Raw genomic sequence first — 25,336 nt, forward strand, 5'->3', positions numbered from 1 at the left:
CCGTTCATGCGCAGCACGAGAGCAGTGACGGGTCGGTGGTGAAGGACTTCGCGGCGATCCGGATGCCTTCGGTCATGGTCAGGTAGGGGGCCCAGGCGTCGGCGACTTCGGCGATGGTCTTGCCGAGCACGTGGACGCCTGCGGCGGCGAGTTCCCCGGCGTCCTTGGCGACGGCGGTGAGGCCGAGGATCTCGCTCGTATCGGCGTTCACGACGATCTTGATGAACCCGCGGGTGTCGCGGTTGATCACCGCCCGGGGCACATACTCCAGGGGCAGCACGCGGCAGTCGCAGCGGATCCCCGCGGCGACGACCTCCTTCTCGGTCATCCCGACCGCGCCGATCGCCGGTCCGGTGAACGTCACCCGCGGCAGATGGGAGTAGTCGACGGACCGGTCGGCGTCGGCGAACGCGTTCTCGGCGACGAGGGTGCCGTGGTGGGCCGCGACGTAGACGAACTCCGGGTGCCCGGTCACGTCGCCCGCGGCCCAGATCCGCGGGTTCGACGACTGCAGATGGTCGGAGACGACCACCTCGCCGGAGTCCCCGGTCTTCACCCCGACCGCATCGAGGTTCAAGCCGTCGGTGACGGGACGGCGTCCGAGGGCGACGAGCACCTGGTCGGCGCGGAACTCCTGCGAGCCGCCGGACACGTCCGCGGTAACCACGACCTGCCCGGTCGCCGCGTCCCGGGACACCCGGGTCGGCACCGCGCGGCGGACCACCCGGATGCCCTCGTCGGCGAACACCTCCTGCAGTGTCCGGGACACCTCCGGCTCCTCCTTCGACGCGAGCCGGGACCGCACCAGCACGGTGACCTGGGAGCCGAGGCGGGCGAACAGCTGCGCCTGCTCCAGGGCGACGTAGCCGCCGCCGAGCACCAGCATCGACTCGGGGACCTCGGTCAGGTCCATCGCCGTGGTCGAGGTCAGGTACCCGGCCTCGTCCAGGCCGTCGATCGGCGGAGCCCACGGCCGCGCACCGGTGGCGACCAGGTAGTGCTCGGCCTCGATCGTCTCGACCGCTCCGTCTGCGGCGGTGACCTCCAACACCGGCGCGTCCGGGGTGCCCGCGAACCCGGCGTCTCCCCGCCGGACGTGCCACCCGTATGAATCGGCGACGTCGGCGTACTTCTCGCCCCGCATCGTCTCGACCAACGCCTGCTTCCCGGCGATCAGCGCGGGCATGTCCACTGGGCCTGCCGTCGTCGCGATCCCCGGGAACCGGCCGGCGGCGTCGGCGGCGACGTGCCGTGCATCGGCGGCGGTGATGAGGGCCTTCGACGGCACGCAGCCCGTGTTCACGCAGGTGCCGCCGAGCGTGCCACGCTCGATCATCACCACCGACTTCCCGAGCATGGTCGCGCGAATCGCGGCGGCGAACGCTCCGCCGCCCGATCCGATGATGGCGAGATCGTACTTCGTAGGCATCGCTGCTCCCGTCAAGGCTGGGACTTCTGTTCCGTTTCAGCCATACTGGACCTTCCAGTGCAGGGGAAGGTCAAGCGTGGCCCCTGCCGAATGATCGGAGGCCGCAATGCGCATCGGAGAACTCGCCGAACGCGCGGGCACCACCTCGAAGACGCTCCGGTTCTACGAAGAGCAGGGACTGCTGCCCCCGGCCGACCGGACGCCATCCGGGTACCGCGACTACGCGCCCGACGCCGTCGCCCGGATCGACTTCGTTCACCGTGGCCAGGCCGCAGGCCTCACCCTCGCCCAGATCCGCCAAATCCTCGACATCCGCGACAGCGGCCACGCGCCCTGCGAGCACGTGCGAGACCTCCTCGACGCGCGCCTGGCCGAGATCGAGCAGCAGATCGCCCAGCTCACCGCCATGCACGGCACCATCGCCGACCTCCGGCACGACGCCGCGCACCCGGACCCCGACACATGCAGCCCAGACCAGGTCTGCCGGTACCTGTAGAGGGACGCGGACCGAGAAAGCGAGAGCCATAACACGAACATGCGCTACGAAAACCCGCTCTACCTCGCCGAAGAGTCCGCGTCGCTGTACCAGCTCTCCGGCGGCCGCGTGGCCTTGGGCGTCTCGCGCGGAGCCCCGGAGGTGGCTGACCGCGGCTGGGAGGCCTTCGGCTACAAGGGCGAAGCACCCAACGGCGCGGACGTGGCACGCGCCCACCTTGAGGCGTTCATGTCCGCGGTGGACTGCTATGGGTTCGCCGCCGCTGCACCGCTGGACCGGCAGTACCCCAACATGTTCCAGCCCGACTCCGCCCTGCAGGTCTTCCCCATGGTGCCCGAACTGCGCAAACATATCTTCTACGGCTCCGGCACCCACACCTCAGCCGAACAAACTGCCAAGGATGGACTGAACCTGATGTCGTCCACCCTGGTCTCCGAGACCACCGCCGAGACCCTGGGCGAAATCCAGGCGGACCAGATCAGCTGCTACCACGCCGCGTGGAAGGAGGCAGGCCACGCTTGGACGCCGCGCGTGTCGGTGTCCCGCTCCATCTTCCCCATCGTCGACGGCGCGGACATGCAGATGTTCGGCATGCAGGCCTCCGGTTCCGACCAAGTGGGCGCGCTGCCTGATGTCGGCTCCACCACTGTCGGCCGCACCTACGCCGCCGAGCCGGACAAGCTCATTGAGCAGCTCAAGGCCGACCCTGCCGTCATGTCCGCCGACACCCTGCTCATCACCACCCCCACCGGCATGGGCGTAGATGTCAACGTGAAAATCTTGGAAAACTTCGCCACCAACGTCGCCCCTGCGCTGGGCTGACAGCCGAACAGCGAAGGCCCAGTTACCGGCTATCCCATCAACTAATCCCTGCAGGTCGCAGGAATTACACGTTCATTTCAGTTCAGTTCATCTTGAATAATTCAGCATATGTTGTATAGTTCAGCGTATGCTGATTATTGCTTCACGCCTCGACGTCATGAACCGGCTCGGCCGGGCCATGGCGGATCCGACGCGCTCCAGAATCCTGATGACCCTACTTGACGGCCCGAGCTACCCGGCCGTGCTTGCGTGCGACCTGGACCTGACCCGCTCGAACGTCTCGAACCACCTAACCTGCTTGCGTGACTGCGGCATCGTCGTCGCCGAGCCGGAAGGCCGCAAGACTCGCTACGAAATCGCCGATCCGCACCTCGCGGCAGCGCTCGACGCGCTGGTGAACGCGACGTTGGCTGTCGACGAAAACGCCCCGTGCATCGACCCTGAGTGCTCGGTGCCCGGCTGCGGCGAGAAAGGAGCGGACGCATGAGTTCAGCATGTGGATGCGAACACGAACCCGACACGGAGATTGACGAGCTCGATCGGCCATGGTGGAAGGACCCTGAGCTACTGCTACCGATCTTCTCCGGCGTAGCCCTCATAACAGGACTGGCGTTGGACTGGTCCGACTTGGAGACGCCCGCGACGGTACTGTATTGGATTGGCCTGCTGTTGGGCGCTTACACGTTCGCGCCTGGAGCGATCCGGAACCTTGTCACGAAGCGCAAGCTCGGCATTGGCTTGCTAATGACGATCAGCGCGGTCGGCGCGGTGATCCTCGGATTCGTCGGAGAAGCCGCGGCGCTAGCGTTCCTGTACTCGATTGCCGAGGCACTGGAAGACAAGGCGATGGACCGGGCCCAAGGCGGACTGCGGGCGCTGTTGAAGCTGGTACCGCAGACCGCGACGGTGCTGCGCGACGGCACAGCGGCCGAGGTCGAAGCGAAGGACCTCGAGGTTGGCGAGCTAATGCTCGTGCGTCCCGGGGAGCGGATCGCCACGGACGGCATCATTCGGTCCGGGCGCTCCAGCCTTGACACCTCAGCGATCACCGGAGAATCCATTCCGGAGGAGGTTGCGCCCGGCGACGAAGTGCCTGCGGGAGCGATCAACTCCGCCGGGGTGCTGGAGGTCGAGACGACCGCAGCTGGAACGGACAACTCGCTGACCACACTCGTGGACCTAGTCGAGCAAGCGCAGGCGGAAAAGGGCGACCGCGCCCGGATCGCTGACCGGATTGCCCAACCCCTAGTGCCCGGGGTGATGATCCTGGCGGTGTTGGTCGGCGTTATCGGCTCGCTGCTGGGCGACCCTGAGACGTGGATCACCCGTGCGCTGGTAGTCCTGGTCGCAGCGTCGCCGTGCGCGCTGGCAATCTCCGTGCCGTTGACGGTCGTGGCCGCGATCGGCGCGGCCAGCCAGTTCGGAGTGGTCATCAAGTCCGGCGCGGCGTTCGAGCGACTGGGCGGCATCCGTCACCTGGCAGTGGACAAAACCGGAACCCTTACCCGCAACCAGCCTGAGGTTACCGGAGTGGTTCTGGCAGACGGATTCGATCGGACGCAGGTGCTTTCCTTCGCGGCGGCAGTTGAGCAGCAATCGACGCACCCCCTCGCCGCGGCGATCGCGGCAGCGGGGTCCGAAGCGCCCACCGCCTCGGACATCAGCGAAGAAGCCGGGCATGGCATCGGCGGCACCGTCGAAGGCCGACGGGTGCTGGTGGGCAGCCCCCGATGGATCGACGCCGGGCCACTGAAAGCAGACGTTGAGCGCATGGAGTCCGAGGGCCAGACCTGCGTCCTGGTCACCGTCGATGACGCTCTCGCCGGGGCGATCGGGGTCCGTGACGAGCTGCGGCCCGAGGTGCCCGAAGCCGTGCAGGCCCTGCACGCCAACGACGTGGAAGTGAGCATGCTCACCGGCGACAACACTCGCACCGCCCGGGCACTGGCTGAAATCGCCGGAATCGACGACGTGCGCGCCGAGCTGCGCCCGGAGGACAAGGCGAGCATCGTAGCCGAACTCTCCTCCAAGACGCCGACGGCGATGATTGGTGACGGCATCAACGACGCGCCGGCACTGGCGGGCGCGACGGTGGGCATAGCGATGGGAGCGACTGGCGCCGACGCCGCGATCGAGTCCGCTGACGTCGCCTTCACCGGCCACGACCTCCGGCTGATCCCGCAGGCGCTGCAGCACGCCCGCCGAGGCAGCAGGATCATCAACCAAAACATCGTGCTGTCTCTGGCCATCATCATCGTGTTGATGCCGCTGGCGATCAGCGGCGTGCTGGGCCTGGCCGCCGTGGTGTTGGTTCACGAGGTAGCCGAAGTCATCGTGATCTTGAACGGCCTGCGGGCCGCGCAAGCGAAGCGCTGAGCCACACTTTCGCCCAGCGCGCTGGCTCTCCAACGCGGATCTTGGAACGATCGAGCTGATCAGGAACCAAGCGTCATCTCAAAACTTTTGATGCCGAGCTTCATCGACACGGCCCGCGACTACCTGGGCAGTGTGTTTGGCAAAGGGCCCCACCCCCATCAGCGTTGCCGAGCCGTCGCCGGTCCAGTTGCCGTAACCGACTAGATGCAGATTCTCCACTTCAGGTTCGCGGCCGCGCATGAGGTGGCGGAATGGGCCGAGGGCCGGACGGAAACCGGTGCACCAGATCAAGTGGTCGTGGTCGAGCTCGCTCAAGCTGTCGAAGATGGCGGTAGCGGTGAGCTGACCGGAGTTGCGGAGCTCACGTAGATGAGGAAGTGCGACAATGTCCCCGAGGTTCCGGCCGGAATCGGCGCCGAGAATCCGGCGGCGGCTGCTGAGAAAGAGATCGCGGCCGTCGACGTCATTGGGCATCCAACGCGGCTCCTCACGCGTGAACCATGTGACCTCCGACGTCCCAATGAGGTCTGCGGCGATCTGGGCACCCGACTTGGCCGCACCGACCACCGCGACCTTCGCGCCGCGAAACGGTTCGGGACCGGGGTAAGTGGACGAGTGCCACTGGCGTCCGTGGAAGGTGCCGGGATAGTGGGGCACGAAGGGCGCGGACCACGTGCCTGTGGCCGCGATAACGTGTTCCGCTGTGAATTGACCGGCGCTGGTATCTAGGGAGAACATCCCTTCCTCGTGGGACACGCTGTGGACGTGCACTGGGCGCCTAACCGGGAGGTCGTACCGGTGTTCGTAACCTTCCAGATAGTCGATGACATGGCTTGCTGGCGGGTACCCCGGGTACCGCGGCATAGGCCAGCCGGGGAGATTGGCGAACCCTGCGGCCGAGAAAAGTGTCAGTGAAGGCCACGTATGCAACCATGCGCCGCCGGGTTCTTCCTGGTTGTCCAGTACCAGAAAATCCACTTTGAAGCGCCGCAGATAATAGGCCGTGGCTAAACCGGACTGGCCACCACCGACGACAATGGCAGTGTGGTGCTCAGTCATTGGAGAGCACCGCCATTGCACCCACGGGGACCTCAAGCGCCGCCTGCCGGTGATTCGGGCGCTGGCCACCGCACGCAAACGCGACAACACCTGCGACGGCCAAAATCACCGCCACCATTCTGATGGACAAGCGCTTCGTGCCCGCGACTTTAGTCAGCGTCCCCGCAAAACTACAGAACCGCAACACTCTCCTCGGGGCCGGCTGCAGCCGACTACCCGCTTTCCCATGCATGGTCTCTCGATAGCCTAACCACCGTGGAACGCAGCTACAGGTAGGTGCACATAGTCAACCCCGTCATCCGGAACGAGGCTACGGTTCGATCTCACGGAGCCGGTTAATCGGCCACCGGAGTGCAAAACGGAGAGGGTTACCGGGCAACCTGGGCACTAGAGGCCACGGAGAACTGGGTGACCCAAAATGTGACGGTGAACGTTGAAGGCGATGGTTGGGAGCGGAGCCTCAGACTCGTCAGGTCCGAGCAGGACGTATGGTCGTCGCAGACCAAAGAAGAGGGCACCCAGCCAACAGATCTGCCCTCCCCGGGAATTGCTCGTTCAGCAGACCTGGAAGACGCGCTGGATTATGAACTCGGCCTTTGCCCGCTCACGAACACGATGCCCCTTCGCCGCTTGGGGCTTTTGGAAGCTCAGGTTCCTAAGACGCAACTCATCATGTCCTGGATTGATATGCCATCGCTAGAAGTGATCGCTTCGGACCAGTACGACAGCTCAATCGACTCTAAGACAGTGCGCTACGCAAGCGGAACACGTGGAGTCGACATCGAATTAGAAATGGACCGCGACGGAGCGGTCGTACATTACCCCGATCTCGCCCAGCGCGTCTGATTCAGGCGGCTCCGCTCAGGAACACCTCGGGTTAGGGGTACGGTGGCACCCATGCGCATCTTCACCATCGGCCACTCCAACCTCGAATTTGACGAGTTCGCGCGAATACTTCAGGCAGCCGGGGCCGCGGCAGTCGTCGATGTGCGCAAGCTGACCGGTTCACGGAAGTACCCGTGGTTCAACGACGACGCCCTCACCCAGCACCTCCCCGAGCACGGCATCGACTACATGAAGAACGAGGGTCTGGCGGGGCGGCGCAACGTATCCAAGACGATCCCGTTCGAAGTCAACGCCAACTGGCAAAACCGCAGCTTCCACAACTACGCCGACCACGCCCTGGGTGAAGAATTCTCAACAGCATTGGAGAAACTGCGCCAGCACGCCGCTCACACGCCGACCGCCATCATGTGTTCCGAGGCGGTGTGGTGGCGCTGCCACCGCCGCATCATCGCCGATCACCTCCTCGCCCACGGGGACGAGGTGGAGCACGTGATGGGGTTGGGGGCCAAAGGTGCGTCGATACGCAAAGCAACGCTTAACGACGGCGCCGTGGTCGGCGACGACCTCCTCGTGCGCTACCCCGCGCGGGAGTAGCGCCTACACCAGCGGCCAAGGGTAAGGAAACTCTGACTGGAGCTGCGGCAGCCACGGCAGGCGCACGATGCGTAAGGCGCGCGATCCCAACGCCGCCACCTCTTCCGGCGCCAGCAACGCCGCCACGCCTTCCGGAACCTCGTCGACGAGCGGCTCCACCGCATCCACCAGCTCGGATGGGATCGGCTCGTGCGCGAAGTCCCAGATCACGGTGCGCAACTTCGGATCATGATGAAAGCACAGTCCCTGGTCGATGCCCCACACGTGGTCAACGCGGTTCGCGTTTTGCGAGCGTGCGAGCAAAACGTGGCCCGATTTACGGTCCGTGTTATTCACCAATAGGTCGAAGACGGCCATGCACAGTAACTGGGGATGCAGGTCGGGGCGAGTCTCGTACAGCGGGAAATAGTGGGAGCCGTCGTTGTCCACGTAGTACTGCAACGACCCGACACCGAGCGGGCCCACCTCGCGCACCACCGTGGGTGGCACGATGTCCCAGCCCAGACACTCGCTGAGCAGGTACGCAGCCCGCTCGCGCCGCCACAGCCCCGCCGGGAAATCGTGGAGGTAACGCTCCCCCGCCTCAGGCTTGAAGATGCCCCAGCAGTAGTCCTCTCGGCCACCGTCGCGAGCAAGCGTGAGGTCCACAACCACCGTGAGGTTCGAGGACTCCGCGAGCTGGCCTACGAAACCGACCTCGCCGTGTTGAAGCAATTCAAGCAGCTCATTCGCGGTCACAGCTCAAGCTCCGACACCGAGCACGGTTCCGCCGGGATTTGCTGGAACGCGCCCCAACCTCAGCCCGTGGAATGCGCCAACGCTGCCTTGATCGGGTCGGCGTGGGTGAAGCAGGTCACGGCCTCGCCCGGGTGCCGCGCCGCGATCGTGCGCACGCAACCTACTACGCGGTGTTGCATCTCCACGAACGACTCACCGCCAGGGAAGCGGAACTCCCCGGGCCGCCTCTACACGACCTGCCACTCGGTTTTGGCCATCCATCACCACCCTCGGCGCGCTCAAGGCCGCCGGCTACACCTACAAGACCGTGCGCGAAGAGATGCGCGACAACCTAATCGCCATACCGCGCGCCGGCGAAAACCCGTGGCCCGGCCTCCACGGCCTCGAGCACACCGTGTTGCCGCAGGTCGAGCGCGCCATCATCGCCGGCCACGACATCGTGCTGCTCGGCGAGCGCGGCCAGGGCAAGACCCGCCTGCTTCGGACGCTTCCTTTGCTTCTCGACGCCTTTGTGCCCGCCGTCGAAGGATCCGAGCTGCGCGAACACCCCCTGAACCCGCTGACGAACGCCACGAAGCGCCGCGTCGAGGATGAGGGAGACGCGCTGCCCATTGTCTGGATCCCGCGCGAGGCCCGCTACTCCGAGAAGCTGGCCACCCCGGACACCTCCGTGGCGGATCTGATCGGCGACGTGGACCCGATGCGCGTGGCCGAGGGCCGCCGCCTGGGCGCCCCAGAGACCATCCACTACGGCCTCATCTCGCGCTCCAACCGCGACATCGTGGCCATCAACGAGCTGCCGGACCTGGCCGAGCGCATCCAGGTGGCCATGCTCAACGTAATGGAGGAAGCCGACATCCAGATCCGCGGCCACATGCTGCGCCTGCCGCTGGACGTGCTGGTCGTGGCGTCGGCGAACCCGGAGGACTACACGAACCGCGGGCGCATCATCACCCCGCTCAAGGACCGCTTCGGCGCTGAGATCCGCACCCACTACCTCGTCGAGTTGGACGACGAGATTCGCGTCATCGAGCAGGAATCACAGCTCACGGCCTATGTTCCGCAAACCATTATGGAAGCCCTCGCCCGGTTCACCCGCGCGCTGCGCGAATCCGACGCGGTGAACCAGCGTGCCGGTGTCTCGGCGCGCTTCGCCGTCGCCGGCGCCGAGACAGTCGCGGCCTCCGCTGCCCGCCGTGCCGCCATTACCGGGGAGGACCCGGTCGCGCGCTTCGTGGACCTGGAGGCCGCCGTCGATGTGCTCGGCGGCAAGGTGGAGTTCGAGCACGGCGAGGAAGGCCGCGAGTGGGACATCCTCGAGTACCTGCTGCGCAACTCCGTGGCTCAGACTCTTCGCCCCCGGATCAAGGAATCGACTTCACCCCGCTGATCGAGGCGCTCGACGGCTCCACCTTCATCACCACTGGAGAAAACATTACGGCGGCAGAATTCCTCAACCGCCTGCCCCAGCTCGAAGGCACGCTTTACGGAGACATTGCTTCGACATTCAACGCCGAGAGCGAGGGCGAGCGCGCTAGTGCCATCGAGCTCGCGGTGGAGGCACTCCACCTCACCCAAAAGATTTCGAAGGACTCTGGCGAAGGTGAGAGCATCTATGGCTAAGCAACACAGGTACCGCAGGTACACCCCGAGCCCGGATCCGCTCGCCCCACCGCCCGACCTGACCAAGGCGGTGCGCGCCATTGCCGACGACGTCATGTACGGCTACTCCACCGAGCAGGCCATGCGCGAGTATCTGCACCGCGAGGGCTACGACGACTTCCTGCGCCAAATCGCGTAGCGCCGCCAGGAGCTGCTGCACAAGACCAACCTCGGGGGCACGCTCCAGGAAGCAAAGAAGCTTCTCGACGAAGCGGTGCTCGCCGAACGCGGCCGACTCGCCCGCGACGTGGACATGGACGATCTCGACCGCACAATGCGGGCGATGGCATTCGACAACCTGCCCGTCTCCCCCGCGGCGGCGGTGACCGAACTGAACGGCTACGACTGGGCTTCCTCCGAAGCGCGCGACAAGTACCAGGAGATCAAAAACCTCATCGGCCGCGAACTCTTAGACCAGCGCTTCGCCAGCATGAAAGAGGAACTGGAGGGTGCCACCGATGAAGATCGCGCATCCGTCGCCGAGATGCTTCACGATCTCAACGTGCTGTTGGGCAAGCATCGCGCCGGCATGGCCACGGAGCAAGACTTTCAGGATTTCATGGCCAAGCACAGGGATCAGTTTCCGGAGAACCCCCGCAACATCGAGGAGTTGGTGGAGCTACTTGCGCAGCGATCGGCGGCAGCCCGGCGCTTGCTCAAGTCCATGACTCCCGAGCAGCGCGCCGAGCTCATGCAGCTCGCGGCCGAGGCCTTCGGCTCGGAGGAGCTGATGAACCTCGTTGGCAAGCTGGATGCGAACCTGCGCAGCATCCGCCCCGACCTGGACTGGACTGGGTCCGAATCATTCGACGGCGACGGGACATCGGGCGGCATGGGCCTCGGCGAAGCCACCCGCGCGATGCGCGACCTCGGGGGCCTCGACGAGCTCGCTGCCACCCTCGGAGGTGAACGCCCCGGAGACATTGACTTGTACGAGGTCGCCGACCTCTTAGGCACTGACACCGCCACCAGCGCTAAACATCTGCGCGACTTGGAGAAAGCGTTGCGCGACTCCGAATTGCTGACCAAGAGCGAGTCCGGATCGCTGCAGCTGTCCCCGAAAGCGCTGCGCATGCTGGGCAAGGAGCTGTTGAAGGGCGCGACCCCCAGTTATCCCGCGGCCAGCACGATTCCCGCCTCGCCGGTCAGCAGGGCGAACCCACCGGCGGCACCCGCCCTTGGGAGTTCGGCGACAGGCGTGGGACACCACCCAGACCATCACGAACGCGCTCCAGCGCAGTGCCGCCAGCGGCGAGCCGTTCGCGATCACCGTGAACGACATCGAAGTGGTCGAAACCGAAGCGCGTACGAAAAACGCCGTTGCACTCCTTGTGGACACCTCCTTTTCCATGGCGATGGAAGGCCGCTGGACGCCGATGAAGCAGACCGCGCTAGCGCTGAACCACCTCATCACCACGCAGTTCCGCAGCGACGAGCTCGCGCTAATCGGTTTCGGCCTCTACGCGCAGACGCTGACGATCGAAGAACTCACCGCCCTGCCGCCGATGCAGGAAAAAGGCACCAACCTGCAGCACGCGCTGCTTTTCGCTAACGAGTTCTTCAACCGCCACGCCAACTACGACCCGACGCTTCTCATCGTCACCGACGGCGAGCCGACCTCTATCCTGACCGAATGGGGCGAGGCCTACTTCAACTGGCCGACCGACCGCACCACGCTCGCGCGCACAGTCGATGCGCTTGACACGGTGACCAAACGCGGGACGAAGATCACCTTCTTCCGCCTCGGGGATGATCCAGGGCTCGTTTCGCTTATCGATGCCCTCGCCAACCGCACCGGCGCCAACGTCGTCGCCCCCGACCTCAACGAACTCGGAGGCGCTGTGGTGGGAGAGTACCTCCGCCGGTAACAGCGTTAAACGCTAAACGTTGAATTTGAACTCCACGACGTCGCCGTCCTGCATGACGTAGTCCTTGCCCTCCTGGCGGACCTTGCCGTGGGCGCGGGCCTCGGCCATGGAGCCGAGCTCGTCGAGGTCGTCGAAGCTGACGATCTCGGCCTTGATGAAGCCCTTCTCGAAGTCGGAGTGGATCACGCCGGCGGCCTGCGGGGCGGTGTCGCCCTGGTGGATCGTCCAGGCGCGGGCCTCCTTGGGCCCGGCGGTCAGGTAGGTCTGCAGGCCCAGGGTGGCGAAGCCGGCCTTGGCCAGCGTCTGCAGGCCCGGCTCCTCCTGGCCGACGGCGGCGAGCAGCTCGGCGGCCTCCACCTCGTCGAGCTCGAGGAGCTCGGCCTCGCTCTTGGCGTCGAGGAAGACGCAGTCGGCCGGGGAGACCAGCTCGCGCAGCTGCTGCTTGCGGTCCTCGTCGGTGAGGACCTCCTCGTCGGAGTTGAACACGAAGAGGAAGGGCTTGGCCGTCATCAGGCGCAGTTCCTTGAGGTCGGCCAGGTCGATCTCGCCGTTCTTGGCGGCGGCGAAAAGCGTGCGGTCGTCCTCGAGCACGGCCTGGGCCTTCTTGGCGGCCTCGAGCTCGGCGGCGCGCTCCTTGTCCTTGCGCGCCTCCTTCTCCAGGCGCGGGACGGCCTTCTCGATGGTCTGCAGGTCCGCGAGGATCAGCTCGGTCTGGATGACCGAGATGTCGCTGGCCGGGTTGACCTCGCCGTCGACGTGGACGACGTTGTCGTCGGCGAAGGCGCGGACGACCTGACAGATCGCGTCGGCCTCGCGGATGTTGGCGAGGAAGGCGTTGCCCATGCCCTCGCCCTCCGAGGCGCCCTTGACGATGCCGGCGATGTCCACGAAGGACACGGTGGCCGGCAGGATGCGCTCGGACTCGAACATCTCGGCCAGGCGCTTGAGCCGCTTGTCCGGCAGCTCGACGAGGCCGACGTTGGGCTCGATGGTGGCGAAGGGGTAGTTCGCCGCGAGCACGTCATTGCGTGTCAGGGCGTTGAACAGGGTGGACTTCCCTACGTTGGGCAGACCGACGATTCCAAGAGTAAGGCTCACGGGCGCCCATCCTAGCCGCTGGCCCGCAGCGGCCGGCGGCCGGGCCGTGCCACCACCCCACGGGCCGCCGTCGCGCGGGTACGGCAAGATGGTGGGCGTGAGTGACAACGAGGAGACAACGCCCCGCGGCCCGGATCCCGACGCCGGCGACGTCGGCGGGGAGCGCGACGCTCGCCGTGACGTACCCGGCGACGGCGACGCCCGCGCGGCGTCGGCAATCGCGGCGGAGGCCGCGGACCAGCTCCCCGACGCCGAGCACACCGCCCCCGAAGAGGAGCCGTACACCCCGGTCGACGACGCGCTGCGCACGGACGCGATGAGCACCGTGGACACCGCCAACGACGAGGTCGACCGCTCCGTAGTCATGCTGCGCGCCCTGCGCGACGCGGCGAAGGTCTGCGTGCAGATCCTCGTCATCTGCGTGACGGCCTACGGCGCGTGGTTCGTGCTCGGCAAGTTCTGGGCCGGCATCTTCCCGGTGATCATCGCCCTGATCCTGTGCACGGTGCTGGCCGCCCCGACCGGCTGGCTGCGCCGCCACCACGTGCCCGGCGGGCTGGCCGCACTGATCACGCTGCTCGGCTTCTTCGGCATCGTCGGCGGCCTCTTCGCCGTGGTCGCCCCGGACGTCGCCCGGCAGTCGCAGGCGATGATCCTGCAGGCCGTCGAGGGCATCCAGCGCCTGCGCCTGTGGCTGCAGGGCCCGCCGGTCAACCTGGACAGCGAGGACTTCGACCAGGCCATCAACGAGGCCGTCTCCTGGATCCAGAACCAGGCCGGCACCATCGCCGGCGGCGTGTTCGCGGGCATCTCGACGGTGACCTCGATGGCGTTCACCCTCGTCGTCGTCTTCGTGCTGACCTTCTTCTTCCTCAAGGACGGCCACAAGTTCCTGCCCTGGGTGCGCCGCGTGGTCGGCCGCCGCCAGGGCTGGCACCTGACCGAGCTACTCACCCGCGCCTGGCGCTCGCTGGGCGGCTACATCCGCGCCCAGGCGGTCGTCTCCGCCGTCGACGCGCTGTGCATCGGTGTCGGCCTGTACTTCATCGGCGTGCCCATGGCGCTCGCGCTGGCGATCATCACCTTCGTCGCCGGCTTCATCCCGATCGTCGGTGCCGTCAGCGCCGGCGCGCTGGCCGTGCTCATCGCGCTGGTCTCCCTCGGCGTGCCGGAGGCGCTGATCACGCTCGTGCTCATCGTCGCCGTCCAGCAGCTCGAGGGCAACGTGCTCTCCCCGATGCTGCAGTCGAAGGCGATGAACCTGCACCCGGTCATCGTGCTGGTCTCCGTCACCGTCGGCGGCGGCCTGTTCAACATCGCCGGCGCCTTCCTGGCCGTGCCGATGGCCGCGATGATCGCCGTGGCCTTCCGCTACAGCCAGGACATCATGATGCTGCGCTCCGGCGAGCGCAGCCTCGACGAGATCGAGTTCATCACCCGCGCCGGCGTGGCGGTGGGCACCGTCGCCGAGGAGGAGGGCCAGCGCATGCGCGCCGAGCTTCACGACGCCGTGCGCGTCGCCGCCGCCGGCGACCCCGACGCCCCGGCGGAGGCGGCGCCTGAAGGCGCCACAGATTCCGGCCACGGCCACCGCCCCGGCTTCGGCGGGCGCGGCTGGTTCGGCGGCGCAGAGCGCGGGGACGGCGCAGGCGAGGGGCGCTCCGGCTTCGCCCGGCGCACCGCCGCGGTCGGCACCGCGACCGCCGCCGGCGCACGCCGCGTCGCCTCCGTGTTCGATAAACTGCGCCGCCGCTAGGACTCCCGCCGCGCGCCTGTGCCAGTCTGGGAGGCATGACGATTCACATTGTCTCCCTGCTCGTCGGCCTCGTCCTCGGCGTCGTCGGCGGCTGGCTCGCCTGGGGGCGCGGCCGTTCCGCCACCGCGCCCGGGCGCGAGGTCGCCCGCGGTGACGGGACCGGCGACGGCGACGGGTGGGGCGTCAGCAATCCCGACGCCACCACGGTGAACCCGCTGGCCCGCGTCTCCGACGTGGCCGCCTCCATCGCCCCGCTCAACGAGGCCGTCGGCCGCCTCGGCGCCGAGCTGCGCGGCATGGACCACGACCGCGCGGCCACCATGGCCGCGCTGACCAGCCAGGTCCAGGCGATGACGCGCACCTCCACGAGGCTCTCCGACCGCACCGACCGGCTGGTCGCCTCGCTGCGCTCGCCGCAGGTGCGCGGCCGCTGGGGCGAGATGCAGCTCTCCCGCGTCGTCGAGCTCGGCGGCATGGTCGAGCACTGCGACTTCGACACCCAGGTCACCGCCCGTCTCGAGGGCAAGCTGGTCAAGCCGGACATGGTCGTCCACCTCGCCGGCGGGCGCAGCATCGTCGTCGACGCGAAGGTGCCCTACGCCGCCTACCTCGACGCCCTGGAGACCGACGACCCGGAGGAGCACGCCGCCTTCCTGCGCCGCCACGCCCACCAGCTGCGCTCGCATGTCGTCGAGCTCGCCCGCCGCGAGTACGTCGCCGCCTTCTCCCCCACCCCGGAGTTCGTCGTGCTCTTCGTGCCCGCCGACCCGTTCCTGGACTCCGCGCTGCAGGTCGACCCCGAGATCCTCGAGTACGGCATGGCCAACTCCGTGGTCATCGCCACCCCCACCACGTTGTTCGCGCTGCTGCGCACCGTGGCGCTGGGCTGGCGCCAGGAGGACTTCTCCGACAAGGCCCGCGAGATCCACCGGCTGGGTCGCCAGCTCTACACCCGCCTGGGCACACTCAACGAGCACTACGCGCAGGTCGGCCGGGCCCTCGACCGCACCGTCGAGGCCTACAACTCGACGCTGGGTTCCCTGGACTCGCGCGTCGGGGTGACGGCCCGCAGGCTCGCCGAGATGGGTGTGCCCGTCCGCACCGACCGCGAGGTGCGCGACCCGCAGCCCGCCACGCGGCCCCGACCCGCATCGGTCGAGGGCGGACGCCACGGTAAGATTGCGGACCGTGTCCCACACGACCCGTAGATTCCGCACCGCCTCCGACCTCGGCGCCGTCGGGCTGCCGGTGTGGTCCGGCGTGGCCATCGTGGTCGCCGCGCTGGCCACCGGGATGCTCATCAGCCTGCTCAACCAGGAGATGGGCGCCCTCTACCTGACGTGCTTCGCCGTCGCCGCCGTGGTCGTCGCCCTGTTCACCCAGCCGCGGGGGCTCTTCTTGACCGTCGCCACGATGCCGCTGACCTTCGTGGTGTTCACGCTGGCCACGGCCTGGCTGATCGGCCGCCAGCTCAGCCCGAACGTCTCGGGCACCTCGACCACGGCGATCATCACGATGATCTACCCGGTCTTCCAGTTCTTCCCCGTGCTCGCGCTCGTGGTCGCCGGCGCCGCCCTGATCGCCTGGCTGCGCCTGCACCTGCTGCACCGCAACCTGGCGCGCAGCCAGCGCCAGCGGCAGGCCAGGCGGCGCCGCGACGCCGAGGCGGACCGCCGCAACCGCACCACCGCCACCCGGGCCCGCCGACGCGCAGGCGCCGGTGCCGGCGAGGGCCGGGCGGCCACGGCGACCACCGCGACCGCGGCACCGGGCGAGGGTGTGCGCGAGGACGAGGCCACCGTGGCCGGTGCCGCCGCCTCGACGCGTGTCCCGCGTGTCCTGCGCGACGAGCGCCCCGATCGCGACGAGAGCGCTGAGCGCAGCGAACGTACCGGGCGTGCTGAAGTCTCCGCGCGTACCGAGCGTCCCGGGCGCCCCATCCGTCGGCGCACCCCCGACGCCGGGGTCGAGGAGCCGCGCGGCGAGCGCCGCTCGCGCAAGGGCCGTCGCGACCGCCGCGAGCGCACCTCGGACCGCGCCAAGCGCCGCAGCCAGCAGGTCACGGTGCAGGAGCTGATCCGCCGCAACGAAGCGCGGCGTCAGCGCCGCGAGTCGCTCAACCGCGACCTTTACGAGGACTGAGCCTCAAGGGGCCCGGGAGGCGCAGGCCCCCGGAGTCCCTAGGAGGACTGGGCCGCCCGGGCCGCGCCCTTGCGGGTGCGCGCCGGACGCAGGTCACGCGGCAGCGCGAAGGTGATCGTCTCGGAGGCCGTGGTGACCTCCTCGACCCCGCCGAAGCCGTACTCCCCCAGGCGCTCGACGACGGTGCGCACCAGGATCTCCGGCACGCTCGCCCCCGAGGTCACGCCGACGGTCGTGACGCCCTCGAGCCACGCCGGGTCGATCTGCTCGGCGTAGTCGATCAGGTGGGCGTCCTCTGCGCCGGCCTGCAGGGCGACCTCCACCAGACGCTTCGAGTTCGAGGAGTTCTGGGAGCCGACGACGATCATCAGCTCGCAGCGCTCCGCGATCGCCTTGACGGCGACCTGGCGGTTCTGGGTGGCGTAGCAGATGTCGTCGCTCGGCGGGTCCTCCAGCTGCGGGAAGCGCCGGTGCAGCTCCTGGCGGATCTGCAGGGTCTCGTCGACCGACAGCGTGGTCTGGGACAGCCAGATCAGCTTCTCGTCGTCGAGGAAGTCCGGGAGCTTCGCCACGCCCTCGACGCCGTCGACAAGGTGGGTGACCTCCGGGGCCTCACCCGCGGTGCCCTCGACTTCCTCGTGGCCCTCATGCCCGATGAGCAGGATGTGGTAGCCGTCGCGGGCGAAGCGCTTGACCTCGTTGTGGACCTTGGTCACCAGCGGACAGGTCGCGTCCAGGGTGCGCAGCTGCAGCCCGTCGGCCGAGTCGCGCACCGCGGGGCTGACGCCGTGGGCGGAGAAGACCAGGTGGGCGCCCTCGGGGACCTCGTCGGTCTCGTCGACGAAGATGACCCCGCGTTCGGCCAGCGTGTCCACCACGTAGCGGTTGTGCACGATCTCCTTGCGCACGTACACGGGGGCGCCGTACTTCTCCAGCGCCTTCTCCACGGTCTCCACCGCACGGTCGACACCCGCGCAGTAGCCGCGGGGCGCGGCGAGCAGCACCTGCTTGTCTCCTTCACTCATGCGCCCCACCGTACCCAGCCCTGTCCACGGGGCACAACGCACAGCGCGCGGGTCCGGTTATCCACAGCCTCACACCCGTCCGTGGCGTCTTCCACCGGCCGCTCCGGTGCGCCCGGCGGGCCGTCGCGCGGCGGCGATAGACTCTGCGCCATGGGCAAAATGGTCACCAGCGCCGAACGGCCGGTCCCCGTCAGCCGGCTCAACGACATGGTCAAGGGCTGGGTCGAGCGGATGGGCACGATCTGGGTCGAAGGTCAGCTCACCCAGGTCGCCGCGAAGCCGAACTGGAAGCTGGCCTACCTTACGCTGCGCGACACCGAGCGCCAGGCCAGCGTGAAGCTGACGTGCCCGGCCAAGCTCGTGCGCGACTCGCCGATGCCGCTTGACGACGGCGCGCGGGTCGTCGTGCGCGGTAAACCCGCCTTCTACGCGGGGCGCGGCGAGTTTTCGCTGTGGACCACCGAGATCCGTCCCGTCGGCGTGGGCGAGCTGCTCGCCCGCATCGAGGCGCTGCGCAACCAGCTGGCCGCCGAGGGGCTGTTCGACCCCTCCCGCAAGCGCCGGCTTCCGTACCTGCCGCAGCTCATCGGCTTGATCACCTCGCGCGACTCCGCCGCCGAGCGCGACGTGCGCTCGGTGGCCGAGGACCGCTGGCCCGAGGTCGCCTTCCGCACGGTGCACACGCCCGTGCAGGGCGCCGACGCCGCGCCGAAGGTCATCGAGGCGCTGCGCACCCTCGACGCCGACCCGGAGGTCGACGTCATCATCATCGCCCGCGGCGGCGGCTCGGTCGAGGACCTGCTGCCGTTTTCCGAGGAGGCCCTGCAGCGCGCCGTGGCGGCCGCCGGCACCCCGGTCGTCTCCGCGATCGGCCACGAACCGGACCACCCGGTGCTCGACAACGTCGCCGACCTGCGCGCGGCCACACCCACCGACGCGGCCAAGCGCGTGGTCCCGGATGTCGCCGCCGAGCGCGACCTGCTCGCAGAGGCCCGCGCCCGGGCGGCGGCCGCCCTGCGCAACTGGGTGCGCCGCGAGGAGCGAGGCCTCGCCCAGCTGCGCTCGCGGCCGGTGCTGGCTAACCCGATGACCCCGATCGAGACCCGGCGCGAGGAGATCGGCCGCGCACTCGACCTGGCCCGCCGCGACATCAGCCAGCTGCTCGCCCGCGAGCGCGAGCGGGTCACCGGGCTGCGCGCCCGGGTGGCCACGCTCGGCCCGGCCGCCACGCTGGCCCGCGGTTACTCGGTGGTCCAGGTCGTCCCGCGCGACGGCACCCCGCCGGAGGTGGTCACCGAGATCGGCCAAGCCCCGCCCGGAAGCCAGCTGCGCATCCGGGTCACCGACGGCTCGATCACCGCCGCCGGCATGTCCACCCGCCCCGCCGACTGACCCGCCCCGCCCCGCCGACTGACCCGCCCCGCCAACTTCCAGAGGAGAACCACGATGACCCAGCCGAACGCCAACCAGCCCAACCAGCAGCACGCCAACCGCGACGCCTTCGGCACCGGCGAGCCCGGCGAGGACGCCTTCCCGCCGGTCGACCAGCTCAACTACGAGACCGCGCGCGACCAGCTCGTCGAGATCGTCAAGATCCTCGAGCTCGGCCAGATGAGCTTGGACGAGTCCCTGCGCTACTGGGAGCGCGCCGAGGAGCTGGCCGGCCACTGCGAGCGCCAGCTCGCGCGGGCCTCCAAGAAGGTCGAGGACGCCCTTTCCCGCCGCGACGGCGCCGGGCAGGAGGGCGGCGCGGGCGCGCAGAGCACCGGGGCGAACGCGCAGCAGTAACAAAGACGAAAACGGCGCCGCACGCGCGGCGTCGTCAATCTGTCTGAGGGGGGGCGGGCCGCTCAGCCGCGCAGGTAGACGCTGCGCGCGGCGGTCCAGTCGGAGTTTGCGAACTCGAAGTAGCCGGGCGAGCCCTTCAGGCGCAGGCCGATGCCGCCGCCCTGGGACAGGTCGTAGACGGTGGAGCCCGACCACTCGACGGAGACGGAGTCGATGTCCGCGGTGAACTCGCGCAGCACCGCCTTGCCGGACTTCTGCGAGGTCAGGTCGACCCAGTCGGCGACCATGTCGAGCAGCAGGTGCTTCTGGGCGTCGTTGAGTTCGCTGCCCTTGAGCCCGTCGACCTCGGGGCGGGTGCAAGAGACGTCCTCGAGGCAGTCGGAGGCCTCGGGCGTGGAGTTCTGGTAGACGGCCGAGCGCTGCTCGTGGGTCAGCGAGTTGAAGAAGGCGAAGGCCGAGCCGTACATGCCCAGCACCGGGTTGCGCGGCTCCGCGCCGCGGCCGTTGTCCGCCGCGGTGTAGCTGGCCCGGGCCGGGGCGACGGTGACGGTGCTGCGCTTCGGGTCGACGGCCGCGCCGACGTCGAGGGACTCCCCGTCGGCGCGCACCGACCAGGCGTCGCCGTCGAGCGGGTCGCCGCTCATCCGCAGGCGCAGGTCGTCGCTGGCGTCCCCGTCGCCGCTCTCGGAGAGCGCGGAGTAGGCGTCGTCGCTGACCAGCACGCGCGCGAGCCGCTTGCCGGCGGCCAGCTGGCGGCCGTCGAGCTCCCGGGTGTCCAGGCCGCGGCCGGTCAGCTGGGCGCGCTGGACGTCGTCGAGGGACTCCAGGAAATCGACCGCGCTGACGGTCACCGTGGCCATCGCGCCGCCGGCGGCGGTCGGGTCCGCGCCGACGGAGCCCGCGCGCAGGACCCCGGTGCCGTGGCCGGCGTCGTCGGGCTCCTGCTCGGCCCCGGCGGCGCCGCGTTCGGTGGGCGCGACCAGGGAACCGACGGCCAGTGACTCGGGTTCCTCGCCGCGGGCCGAGGTCAGGGTGTCATTGCGGACCAGCGCCACGACGCCGCCGACGCTGATCACACCGAGTGCGACCAGCGGCACAAGGACGGCCACGCGGCGCCGCCGACGGCGGAAGCCGACGGGGGTCGCGGACCTGGACGTCAAACGCATGCTCTCCATTGTGCTCCCGGACCTGTGTGCGGGCTGAGTGTGGCCCTGTGAACTCCCGCAGCGTTGCGCGGGATCCCGTGCCTACCCGTCAGGACTGGCTCTCCCCGCTTCGGTGTTCGCGGCGGCCGGGGCCTGCCCGTCGGCGGCGCCCCCGCCGGTCTCCGCGCCGGGGTTCTGGTCGATGACCGGGGCTTTCGCGACGGCCTCGGTGAGCGTCTCCCAGTCGGGCTCGGGGGCCGCGCCGCTGATCAGCGCGCGGGTCTGGCCCAGGTCGATCGCCCAGATGTCGCGGACCTCGTCGCTGTCAGCCGCGTAGACGGAGACGGTGACGCCCGCGACCTCGCGCTCGCCGGTCTTCTCGCGTCCCTCGGTGGCGGCGGCGTCCTGCTCGGAGGCGCCGGTCTGGGTCAGCTGCAGGTAACCCTCGTCGGCGGTGATGTAGCCGGTCACGGCGGCCTCCTCGCCGCCGGCGGTGCCGCGGCGCGCGGAGTTCGGCGTCCAGCCCTCGGGGACGCCGGGGTCGCGCACGGGCACGCCCAGGCTCGCGGCCTCCATGTGCAGGAAGGTCCCCGCGTCGACCTCGCGGACCGGCCCGTTCTCGGGGCGGCCCGGCTCGAAGGAGCACATACCGGTCGGCGCGACCGCGAGGACGATGATCACGCCCATCACCACGAGGGTGAGGACCATGTCCCGCGTTCCGTTGAAGATCCTGGGTTTCTCCGACACGTGCCCAAGTATCGCATGTCCGCGGGACACGGCCGCAGCCGCCCACCTCAGGGGTGTGTGCAGACAGTACTCACAGACTCCGTATGACCGCACCCGTGGGAGAGCACGCACGCGCGACCGACGGTGGCATTCACGGCACTGCCCTATTCCAGGGGTGCACGTCACTCCGGTTCCGCCCCGGAAAGTGCAACAATATAAGTGGTACCCAAGAACCGGTCTCCCAGGAGGAATTGCCAGTATGACCACCGAAAAGCACGGCACTGAGGGCCACGAGGCCCCCGACCGCAACCTCGCCATGGAGCTCGTCCGCGTCACCGAGGCGGCCGCGCTGGCCTCGGGCCGCTGGGTGGGCCGCGGGATGAAGAACGAGGGCGACGGCGCCGCCGTCGACGCGATGCGCGCCCTGATCAACTCGGTGACCATGAAGGGCGTCGTCGTCATCGGCGAGGGCGAGAAGGACGAGGCCCCGATGCTGTTCAACGGCGAGGAGGTCGGCACCGGCTTCGGCGCCGAGGTCGACATCGCCGTGGACCCGGTCGACGGCACGACCCTGATGGCTGAGGGCCGCCAGAACGCCATCTCCGTGATCGCCGCCGCCGAGCGCGGCACCATGTACGACCCGTCCGCGGTGTTCTACATGAAGAAGATCGCCGTGGGCCCGGAGGCCGCCGGCTCCATCGACATCGAGGCCCCGGTCGCGCACAACATCAACGCCGTGGCCAAGGCCAAGGGCATCCGCCCCTCCGAGGTCAACGTCGTCGTGCTGGACCGCCCGCGCCACAAGGACCTCATCGCCGAGATCCGCCGCGCCGGCGCCAAGGTGCGTCTGATCTCCGACGGCGACGTCGCCGGTTCCGTCGCCGCCGCCCAGGACACGACCTTCAACTCGGTCGACATCTGCATGGGCACCGGCGGTACCCCGGAGGGCATCATCACCGCCTGCGCCATGAAGTCGATGGGCGGCGAGATCCAGGGCATCCTGGCCCCGCGCAACGACGAGGAGGCCGCCAAGGCCCGCAACGCCGGCCACGACCTGGGCCGCGTGCTGACCACCAACGACCTGGTCACCTCCGACAACTGCTACTTCGCCGCCACCGGCGTGACCAACGGCGACATGCTGCGCGGCGTGACCTACCGCAACGCCGGCGCCACCACCCGTTCGGTGGTCATGCGCTCCAAGTCCGGCACGGTGCGCTACGTCGAGTCGCGTCACCTGCTCAAGAAGCTGCAGGAGTACGCCGTGGTCGACTACTCCGACCCGAACGCCTGAGTTTTCGGGCACACTGGATCCCGGGTCCGACACCGGGGCTATAGGCCCCGCGTCGGACCCGGTGCCACGCCCGGCGCTCCCCCGTCGGTGAGCGCACCGGACCACATACTTAACTAACACCAGCAGATGAAAGTGGTTGAGACAGTCATGGCAGATCAGGAATACCGCATCGAGCACGACACGATGGGTGAGGTCAAGGTGCCCGTCGACGCTCTGTGGCGTGCGCAGACCCAGCGCGCGGTGCAGAACTTCCCGGTCTCGGGCCGCGGCCTCGAGGCGACCCAGATCCGCGCGCTCGGCCTGCTGAAGGCCGCCTGCGCCGAGGTCAACAAGGCCTCCGGCGCCCTGGACGCCGAGAAGGCCGACGCGATCATCGCCGCCGCCCGCGAGATCGCCGGCAACGAGCACGACGACCAGTTCCCCATCGACGTCTTCCAGACCGGTTCGGGCACCTCGTCGAACATGAACACCAACGAGGTCATCGCGTCGATCGCGCACAACAACGGCGTCGAGATCCACCCGAACGACCACGTCAACATGGGTCAGTCCTCCAACGACACCTTCCCGACCGCGACCCACGTCGCCGCGACCGAGTCGGCCGTCAACCACCTGATCCCGGCTCTGAAGGTCCTGCACGACTCCCTGGACAAGAAGGCCCACGAGTGGGAGGAGATCGTCAAGTCCGGTCGCACCCACCTCATGGACGCCACCCCGGTCACCCTGGGCCAGGAGTTCAGCGGCTACGCCCACCAGATCGCCGCCGGCATCGAGCGCGTCGAGGCCACCCTGCCGCGCCTGGGTGAGCTGGCCATCGGCGGCACCGCCACCGGCACCGGCCTGAACACCTCCGCCGACTTCGGCGCGAAGGTCACCGAGGAGCTCAAGAAGCTCACCGGCCTGGAGCAGCTGCGCGAGGCCCGCAACCACTTCGAGGCGCAGGCCGCCCGTGACGCCCTGGTCGAGTACTCCGGCGCGATGCGCACCATCGCGGTCTCCCTGAACAAGATCGCCAACGACATCCGCCTGATGGGCTCCGGCCCGCTGACCGGCCTGGCCGAGATCCACCTCAAGGACCTGCAGCCGGGCTCCTCGATCATGCCGGGCAAGGTCAACCCGGTGCTGTGCGAGTCGGCCACCCAGGTCGCCGCCCAGGTCATCGGCAACGACGCCGCCGTCGCCTTCGGTGGCTCCCAGGGCCACTTCGAGCTCAACGTCTTCATCCCGATGATGGCGCGCAACGTGCTCGAGTCCGCCCGCCTGCTGTCCAACGTCGCCCGCATCTTCGCGGAGAACTGCGTCGACGGCATCGAGCCGAACGTGGAGCGCATGCGTCACTTCGCGGAGTCCTCGACCTCGATCGTCACCCCGCTGAACTCGGCGATCGGCTACGAGAACGCCGCCAAGGCCGCCAAGCACGCCCTGCACGAGAAGATCACCGTGCGCCAGGCCGTCATCGACCTCGGCTTCGTCGACGGCGAGAACCTCACCGAGGAGGAGCTGGACAGGCGCCTCGACGTGCTGAGCATGTGCAACACCGACCGCGACGAGTGATCCCCCGCCGCTGAGCGGCACAGAGCACGACCGGACCCGTCCCGACCGCACCCGCGGCCGGGACGGGTCTCTCTGTGCGCGATGCACAGCCTCTGACCTGCACCGTAAACATGCACCGCGTGCATACTTGCACCCAGTGCACTGATAGCACTAAGTTGGTCCGCCGTGACCGATGAGAACCTGAGCCTGCGCGAGACGAAGCGGCGGGCGACCTTCGACGCGATCGAGGACGCGGCGACCGCGCTCGTCCTCGAGCGCGGCTTCGACTGCGTCACGGTCGACGAGATCTGCGAGGTCGCCGGCATCGCCCGTCGCACCTTCTTCAACTACGTCGACTCCAAGGAGACGGCCGTCTACGGGCTGCCGCTCGAGCCGCCCTCCGAGGACGCGGGCACCGCCTTCATCGAGGCGGAGCACGCCGAGCCACTGGTCGACCTGCTGTACTTCTACTTCGACTGCTCGGTGCTGGCGGCCGCCCCCAAGGGACGCGCCCCCAGCCTGCAGGTGATCAAGCGCCGCAAGATCCTCAACCGTCAGGCCCCGGGCTCGGTGATCCAGAGGTACTACCGGGACCCGGAACTGTACTCCGCCTACGCGGGGATCATGACGGCCTTCCTCGAGCGTCACCCCGGGGCCCGTTCGGCCCCCGACATGCCGGTCGAGCAGGAGGCGCTGTACGCGGTGGCGCTGTGCGGCACCGCGCTCCGAGTCGGCATGCACGCCTGGATCCGGCAGCCGGACAGCGTGCTCGAGGACCTCAAGCCCACCTGCCGCGAGGCGCTGCGCAACCTGCTGCGTCTCTCGCTGCGCCCCGGCCCCGACGCCGCGCCCGACCCGGCCACACAGAACAACCAGAACACTTCCCCCGAGACCCGAAAGGAGGCCACCGGTGAGCACCACTGACCCAGCCGATACCGCGACCGT

At 68.6% G+C, this 25,336-nt stretch carries 21 protein-coding genes and 3 pseudogenes; 16 read left to right on the top strand and 8 right to left on the bottom strand.

The genetic code is table 11. The annotated features are described in order from the left end of the window. Positions 1–4 precede the first annotated feature (4 nt). Positions 5–1,429 carry a mercury(II) reductase gene (gene merA, locus QQA02_RS04540; protein ID WP_284863424.1) on the bottom strand — a complete coding sequence of 475 codons (1,425 nt, stop codon included), beginning with the start codon at positions 1,427–1,429 and terminating at the stop codon, positions 5–7. 106 nt (positions 1,430–1,535) lie between these two features. On the opposite strand from merA, the gene QQA02_RS04545 reads away from it, so the two are divergent. The 4 genes and pseudogenes from QQA02_RS04545 to QQA02_RS04560 all read left to right on the top strand — a co-directional run bounded on the left by QQA02_RS04545 (position 1,536) and on the right by QQA02_RS04560 (position 5,123). Further along, positions 1,536–1,925 carry a heavy metal-responsive transcriptional regulator gene (locus QQA02_RS04545; protein WP_284863426.1) on the top strand — a complete coding sequence of 130 codons (390 nt, stop codon included), beginning with the start codon at positions 1,536–1,538 and terminating at the stop codon, positions 1,923–1,925. A 36-nt stretch (positions 1,926–1,961) separates the two neighbouring features. Next, positions 1,962–2,747, top strand: a pseudogene (locus QQA02_RS04550) (LLM class flavin-dependent oxidoreductase); the annotation flags it as partial. Between the two features lie 127 nt (positions 2,748–2,874). Then, positions 2,875–3,234, top strand: coding sequence for a Cd(II)/Pb(II)-sensing metalloregulatory transcriptional regulator CmtR (gene cmtR / locus QQA02_RS04555; protein ID WP_284772898.1), 360 nt, complete (start codon positions 2,875–2,877; stop codon positions 3,232–3,234). Next, entirely contained in the window at positions 3,231–5,123 is a 1,893-nt protein-coding gene (locus QQA02_RS04560) for a heavy metal translocating P-type ATPase (protein WP_284863428.1), read from the top strand. The genes cmtR and QQA02_RS04560 overlap by 4 nt, the downstream gene beginning before the upstream one ends. Positions 5,124–5,201: 78 nt before the next feature. Here the strand turns inward: QQA02_RS04560 and QQA02_RS04565 are convergent, their stop codons facing one another. Then, entirely contained in the window at positions 5,202–6,182 is a 981-nt protein-coding gene (locus tag QQA02_RS04565) for an NAD(P)-binding domain-containing protein (protein ID WP_284863429.1), read from the bottom strand. A gap of 351 nt (positions 6,183–6,533) precedes the next feature. On the opposite strand from QQA02_RS04565, the gene QQA02_RS04570 reads away from it, so the two are divergent. Beyond that, positions 6,534–7,028: a putative glycolipid-binding domain-containing protein gene (locus QQA02_RS04570; RefSeq protein ID WP_284863430.1), complete on the top strand. Its 495-nt coding sequence runs from the start codon at positions 6,534–6,536 to the stop codon at positions 7,026–7,028. A gap of 51 nt (positions 7,029–7,079) precedes the next feature. After that, the gene (locus tag QQA02_RS04575; RefSeq protein WP_284863432.1) at positions 7,080–7,622 is read left to right on the top strand and encodes a DUF488 domain-containing protein; all 543 of its coding nucleotides are present in this window, start codon (positions 7,080–7,082) and stop codon (positions 7,620–7,622) included. Positions 7,623–7,625: 3 nt separating this feature from the next. On the opposite strand, the gene QQA02_RS04580 is transcribed toward QQA02_RS04575, so the two are convergent. After that, positions 7,626–8,360: an SCO1664 family protein gene (locus QQA02_RS04580; RefSeq protein WP_284863433.1), complete on the bottom strand. Its 735-nt coding sequence runs from the start codon at positions 8,358–8,360 to the stop codon at positions 7,626–7,628. A gap of 59 nt (positions 8,361–8,419) precedes the next feature. After that, positions 8,420–8,539, bottom strand: a complete 120-nt coding sequence (locus QQA02_RS04585; RefSeq protein ID WP_502870971.1) for a histidine phosphatase family protein — start codon at positions 8,537–8,539, stop codon at positions 8,420–8,422. Positions 8,540–8,619: 80 nt separating this feature from the next. Between QQA02_RS04585 and QQA02_RS04590 the strand changes: the two are divergent. Together QQA02_RS04590 and QQA02_RS04595 are read left to right on the top strand one after the other, a co-directional pair. After that, positions 8,620–9,983 (top strand): annotated as a pseudogene (locus tag QQA02_RS04590) (MoxR family ATPase). Next, positions 9,976–11,890: pseudogene (locus QQA02_RS04595) on the top strand (vWA domain-containing protein). Before QQA02_RS04590 ends, QQA02_RS04595 begins: the two co-directional pseudogenes overlap by 8 nt. A 12-nt stretch (positions 11,891–11,902) precedes the next feature. Here QQA02_RS04595 and ychF read toward each other — a convergent pair. Next, complete coding sequence (ychF, locus tag QQA02_RS04600) at positions 11,903–12,988, bottom strand: redox-regulated ATPase YchF (RefSeq protein WP_284863434.1); 1,086 nt, start codon at positions 12,986–12,988, stop codon at positions 11,903–11,905. Between the two features lie 88 nt (positions 12,989–13,076). On the opposite strand from ychF, the gene QQA02_RS04605 reads away from it, so the two are divergent. The 3 genes from QQA02_RS04605 to QQA02_RS04615 are packed head-to-tail and all read left to right on the top strand — an operon-like array spanning position 13,077 to position 16,886. Next, on the top strand, positions 13,077–14,744 hold the full coding sequence (locus QQA02_RS04605; RefSeq protein WP_502870972.1) for an AI-2E family transporter: 1,668 nt from the start codon (positions 13,077–13,079) through the stop codon (positions 14,742–14,744). A 35-nt stretch (positions 14,745–14,779) separates the two neighbouring features. Then, positions 14,780–15,952: a DNA recombination protein RmuC gene (locus tag QQA02_RS04610; protein ID WP_284863435.1), complete on the top strand. Its 1,173-nt coding sequence runs from the start codon at positions 14,780–14,782 to the stop codon at positions 15,950–15,952. Then, positions 15,933–16,886 (top strand): DUF6542 domain-containing protein, encoded by a 954-nt coding sequence (locus tag QQA02_RS04615; protein WP_284772887.1) that lies wholly within the window; start codon positions 15,933–15,935, stop codon positions 16,884–16,886. The genes QQA02_RS04610 and QQA02_RS04615 overlap by 20 nt, the downstream gene beginning before the upstream one ends. 38 nt (positions 16,887–16,924) lie before the next feature. Here QQA02_RS04615 and QQA02_RS04620 read toward each other — a convergent pair whose 3' ends face one another. Next, positions 16,925–17,911, bottom strand: a complete 987-nt coding sequence (locus QQA02_RS04620) for a 4-hydroxy-3-methylbut-2-enyl diphosphate reductase (protein ID WP_284772886.1) — start codon at positions 17,909–17,911, stop codon at positions 16,925–16,927. Between the two features lie 150 nt (positions 17,912–18,061). Between QQA02_RS04620 and xseA the strand changes: the two genes are divergently transcribed. Together xseA and QQA02_RS04630 are read left to right on the top strand one after the other, a co-directional pair. After that, positions 18,062–19,303: an exodeoxyribonuclease VII large subunit gene (gene xseA / locus QQA02_RS04625; RefSeq protein WP_284772885.1), complete on the top strand. Its 1,242-nt coding sequence runs from the start codon at positions 18,062–18,064 to the stop codon at positions 19,301–19,303. A 54-nt stretch (positions 19,304–19,357) separates the two neighbouring features. Continuing rightward, complete coding sequence (locus QQA02_RS04630; RefSeq protein WP_284772883.1) at positions 19,358–19,699, top strand: exodeoxyribonuclease VII small subunit; 342 nt, start codon at positions 19,358–19,360, stop codon at positions 19,697–19,699. Between the two features lie 62 nt (positions 19,700–19,761). Here QQA02_RS04630 and QQA02_RS04635 read toward each other — a convergent pair whose 3' ends face one another. Beyond that, positions 19,762–20,865: a DUF3500 domain-containing protein gene (locus tag QQA02_RS04635; protein WP_284772882.1), complete on the bottom strand. Its 1,104-nt coding sequence runs from the start codon at positions 20,863–20,865 to the stop codon at positions 19,762–19,764. An 81-nt stretch (positions 20,866–20,946) separates the two neighbouring features. After that, the gene (locus QQA02_RS04640) at positions 20,947–21,591 is read right to left on the bottom strand and encodes a DUF4245 domain-containing protein (protein ID WP_284772880.1); all 645 of its coding nucleotides are present in this window, start codon (positions 21,589–21,591) and stop codon (positions 20,947–20,949) included. Between the two features lie 238 nt (positions 21,592–21,829). Between QQA02_RS04640 and glpX the strand changes: the two genes are divergently transcribed. The 3 genes from glpX (at position 21,830) to QQA02_RS04655 (ending at position 25,315) form a co-directional block, all read left to right on the top strand. Then, positions 21,830–22,861, top strand: a complete 1,032-nt coding sequence (glpX, locus tag QQA02_RS04645; protein ID WP_284772879.1) for a class II fructose-bisphosphatase — start codon at positions 21,830–21,832, stop codon at positions 22,859–22,861. A 147-nt stretch (positions 22,862–23,008) separates the two neighbouring features. Further along, entirely contained in the window at positions 23,009–24,412 is a 1,404-nt protein-coding gene (locus tag QQA02_RS04650; RefSeq protein ID WP_284772878.1) for a class II fumarate hydratase, read from the top strand. 165 nt (positions 24,413–24,577) lie between these two features. Continuing rightward, a complete protein-coding gene (locus QQA02_RS04655) occupies positions 24,578–25,315 on the top strand; it encodes a TetR family transcriptional regulator (protein WP_284772877.1) in 738 nt (245 codons plus the stop codon). Positions 25,316–25,336: the final 21 nt, after the last annotated feature.

This window comes from Corynebacterium sp. MSK006 (assembly GCF_030232385.1).
Taxonomy (GTDB): domain Bacteria; phylum Actinomycetota; class Actinomycetes; order Mycobacteriales; family Mycobacteriaceae; genus Corynebacterium; species Corynebacterium frankenforstense_A.

What these genes read in the sequence shown, in the direction of transcription:
- QQA02_RS04630 (WP_284772883.1), top strand. Translation starts at nt 19,358, where the DNA reads ATGACCCAGCCGAACGCCAACCAGCCCAACCAGCAGCACGCCAACCGC.
- QQA02_RS04545 (WP_284863426.1), top strand. Translation starts at nt 1,536, where the DNA reads ATGCGCATCGGAGAACTCGCCGAACGCGCGGGCACCACCTCGAAGACG.
- QQA02_RS04635 (WP_284772882.1), bottom strand. Translation starts at nt 20,865, where the DNA reads ATGCGTTTGACGTCCAGGTCCGCGACCCCCGTCGGCTTCCGCCGTCGG.
- glpX (WP_284772879.1), top strand. Translation starts at nt 21,830, where the DNA reads ATGACCACCGAAAAGCACGGCACTGAGGGCCACGAGGCCCCCGACCGC.
- QQA02_RS04560 (WP_284863428.1), top strand. Translation starts at nt 3,231, where the DNA reads ATGAGTTCAGCATGTGGATGCGAACACGAACCCGACACGGAGATTGAC.
- QQA02_RS04620 (WP_284772886.1), bottom strand. Translation starts at nt 17,911, where the DNA reads ATGAGTGAAGGAGACAAGCAGGTGCTGCTCGCCGCGCCCCGCGGCTAC.
- QQA02_RS04610 (WP_284863435.1), top strand. Translation starts at nt 14,780, where the DNA reads ATGACGATTCACATTGTCTCCCTGCTCGTCGGCCTCGTCCTCGGCGTC.
- QQA02_RS04605 (WP_502870972.1), top strand. Translation starts at nt 13,077, where the DNA reads ATGGTGGGCGTGAGTGACAACGAGGAGACAACGCCCCGCGGCCCGGAT.
- xseA (WP_284772885.1), top strand. Translation starts at nt 18,062, where the DNA reads ATGGGCAAAATGGTCACCAGCGCCGAACGGCCGGTCCCCGTCAGCCGG.
- QQA02_RS04565 (WP_284863429.1), bottom strand. Translation starts at nt 6,182, where the DNA reads ATGACTGAGCACCACACTGCCATTGTCGTCGGTGGTGGCCAGTCCGGT.
- QQA02_RS04650 (WP_284772878.1), top strand. Translation starts at nt 23,009, where the DNA reads ATGGCAGATCAGGAATACCGCATCGAGCACGACACGATGGGTGAGGTC.
- merA (WP_284863424.1), bottom strand. Translation starts at nt 1,429, where the DNA reads ATGCCTACGAAGTACGATCTCGCCATCATCGGATCGGGCGGCGGAGCG.
- QQA02_RS04585 (WP_502870971.1), bottom strand. Translation starts at nt 8,539, where the DNA reads ATGCAACACCGCGTAGTAGGTTGCGTGCGCACGATCGCGGCGCGGCAC.
- cmtR (WP_284772898.1), top strand. Translation starts at nt 2,875, where the DNA reads ATGCTGATTATTGCTTCACGCCTCGACGTCATGAACCGGCTCGGCCGG.
- QQA02_RS04575 (WP_284863432.1), top strand. Translation starts at nt 7,080, where the DNA reads ATGCGCATCTTCACCATCGGCCACTCCAACCTCGAATTTGACGAGTTC.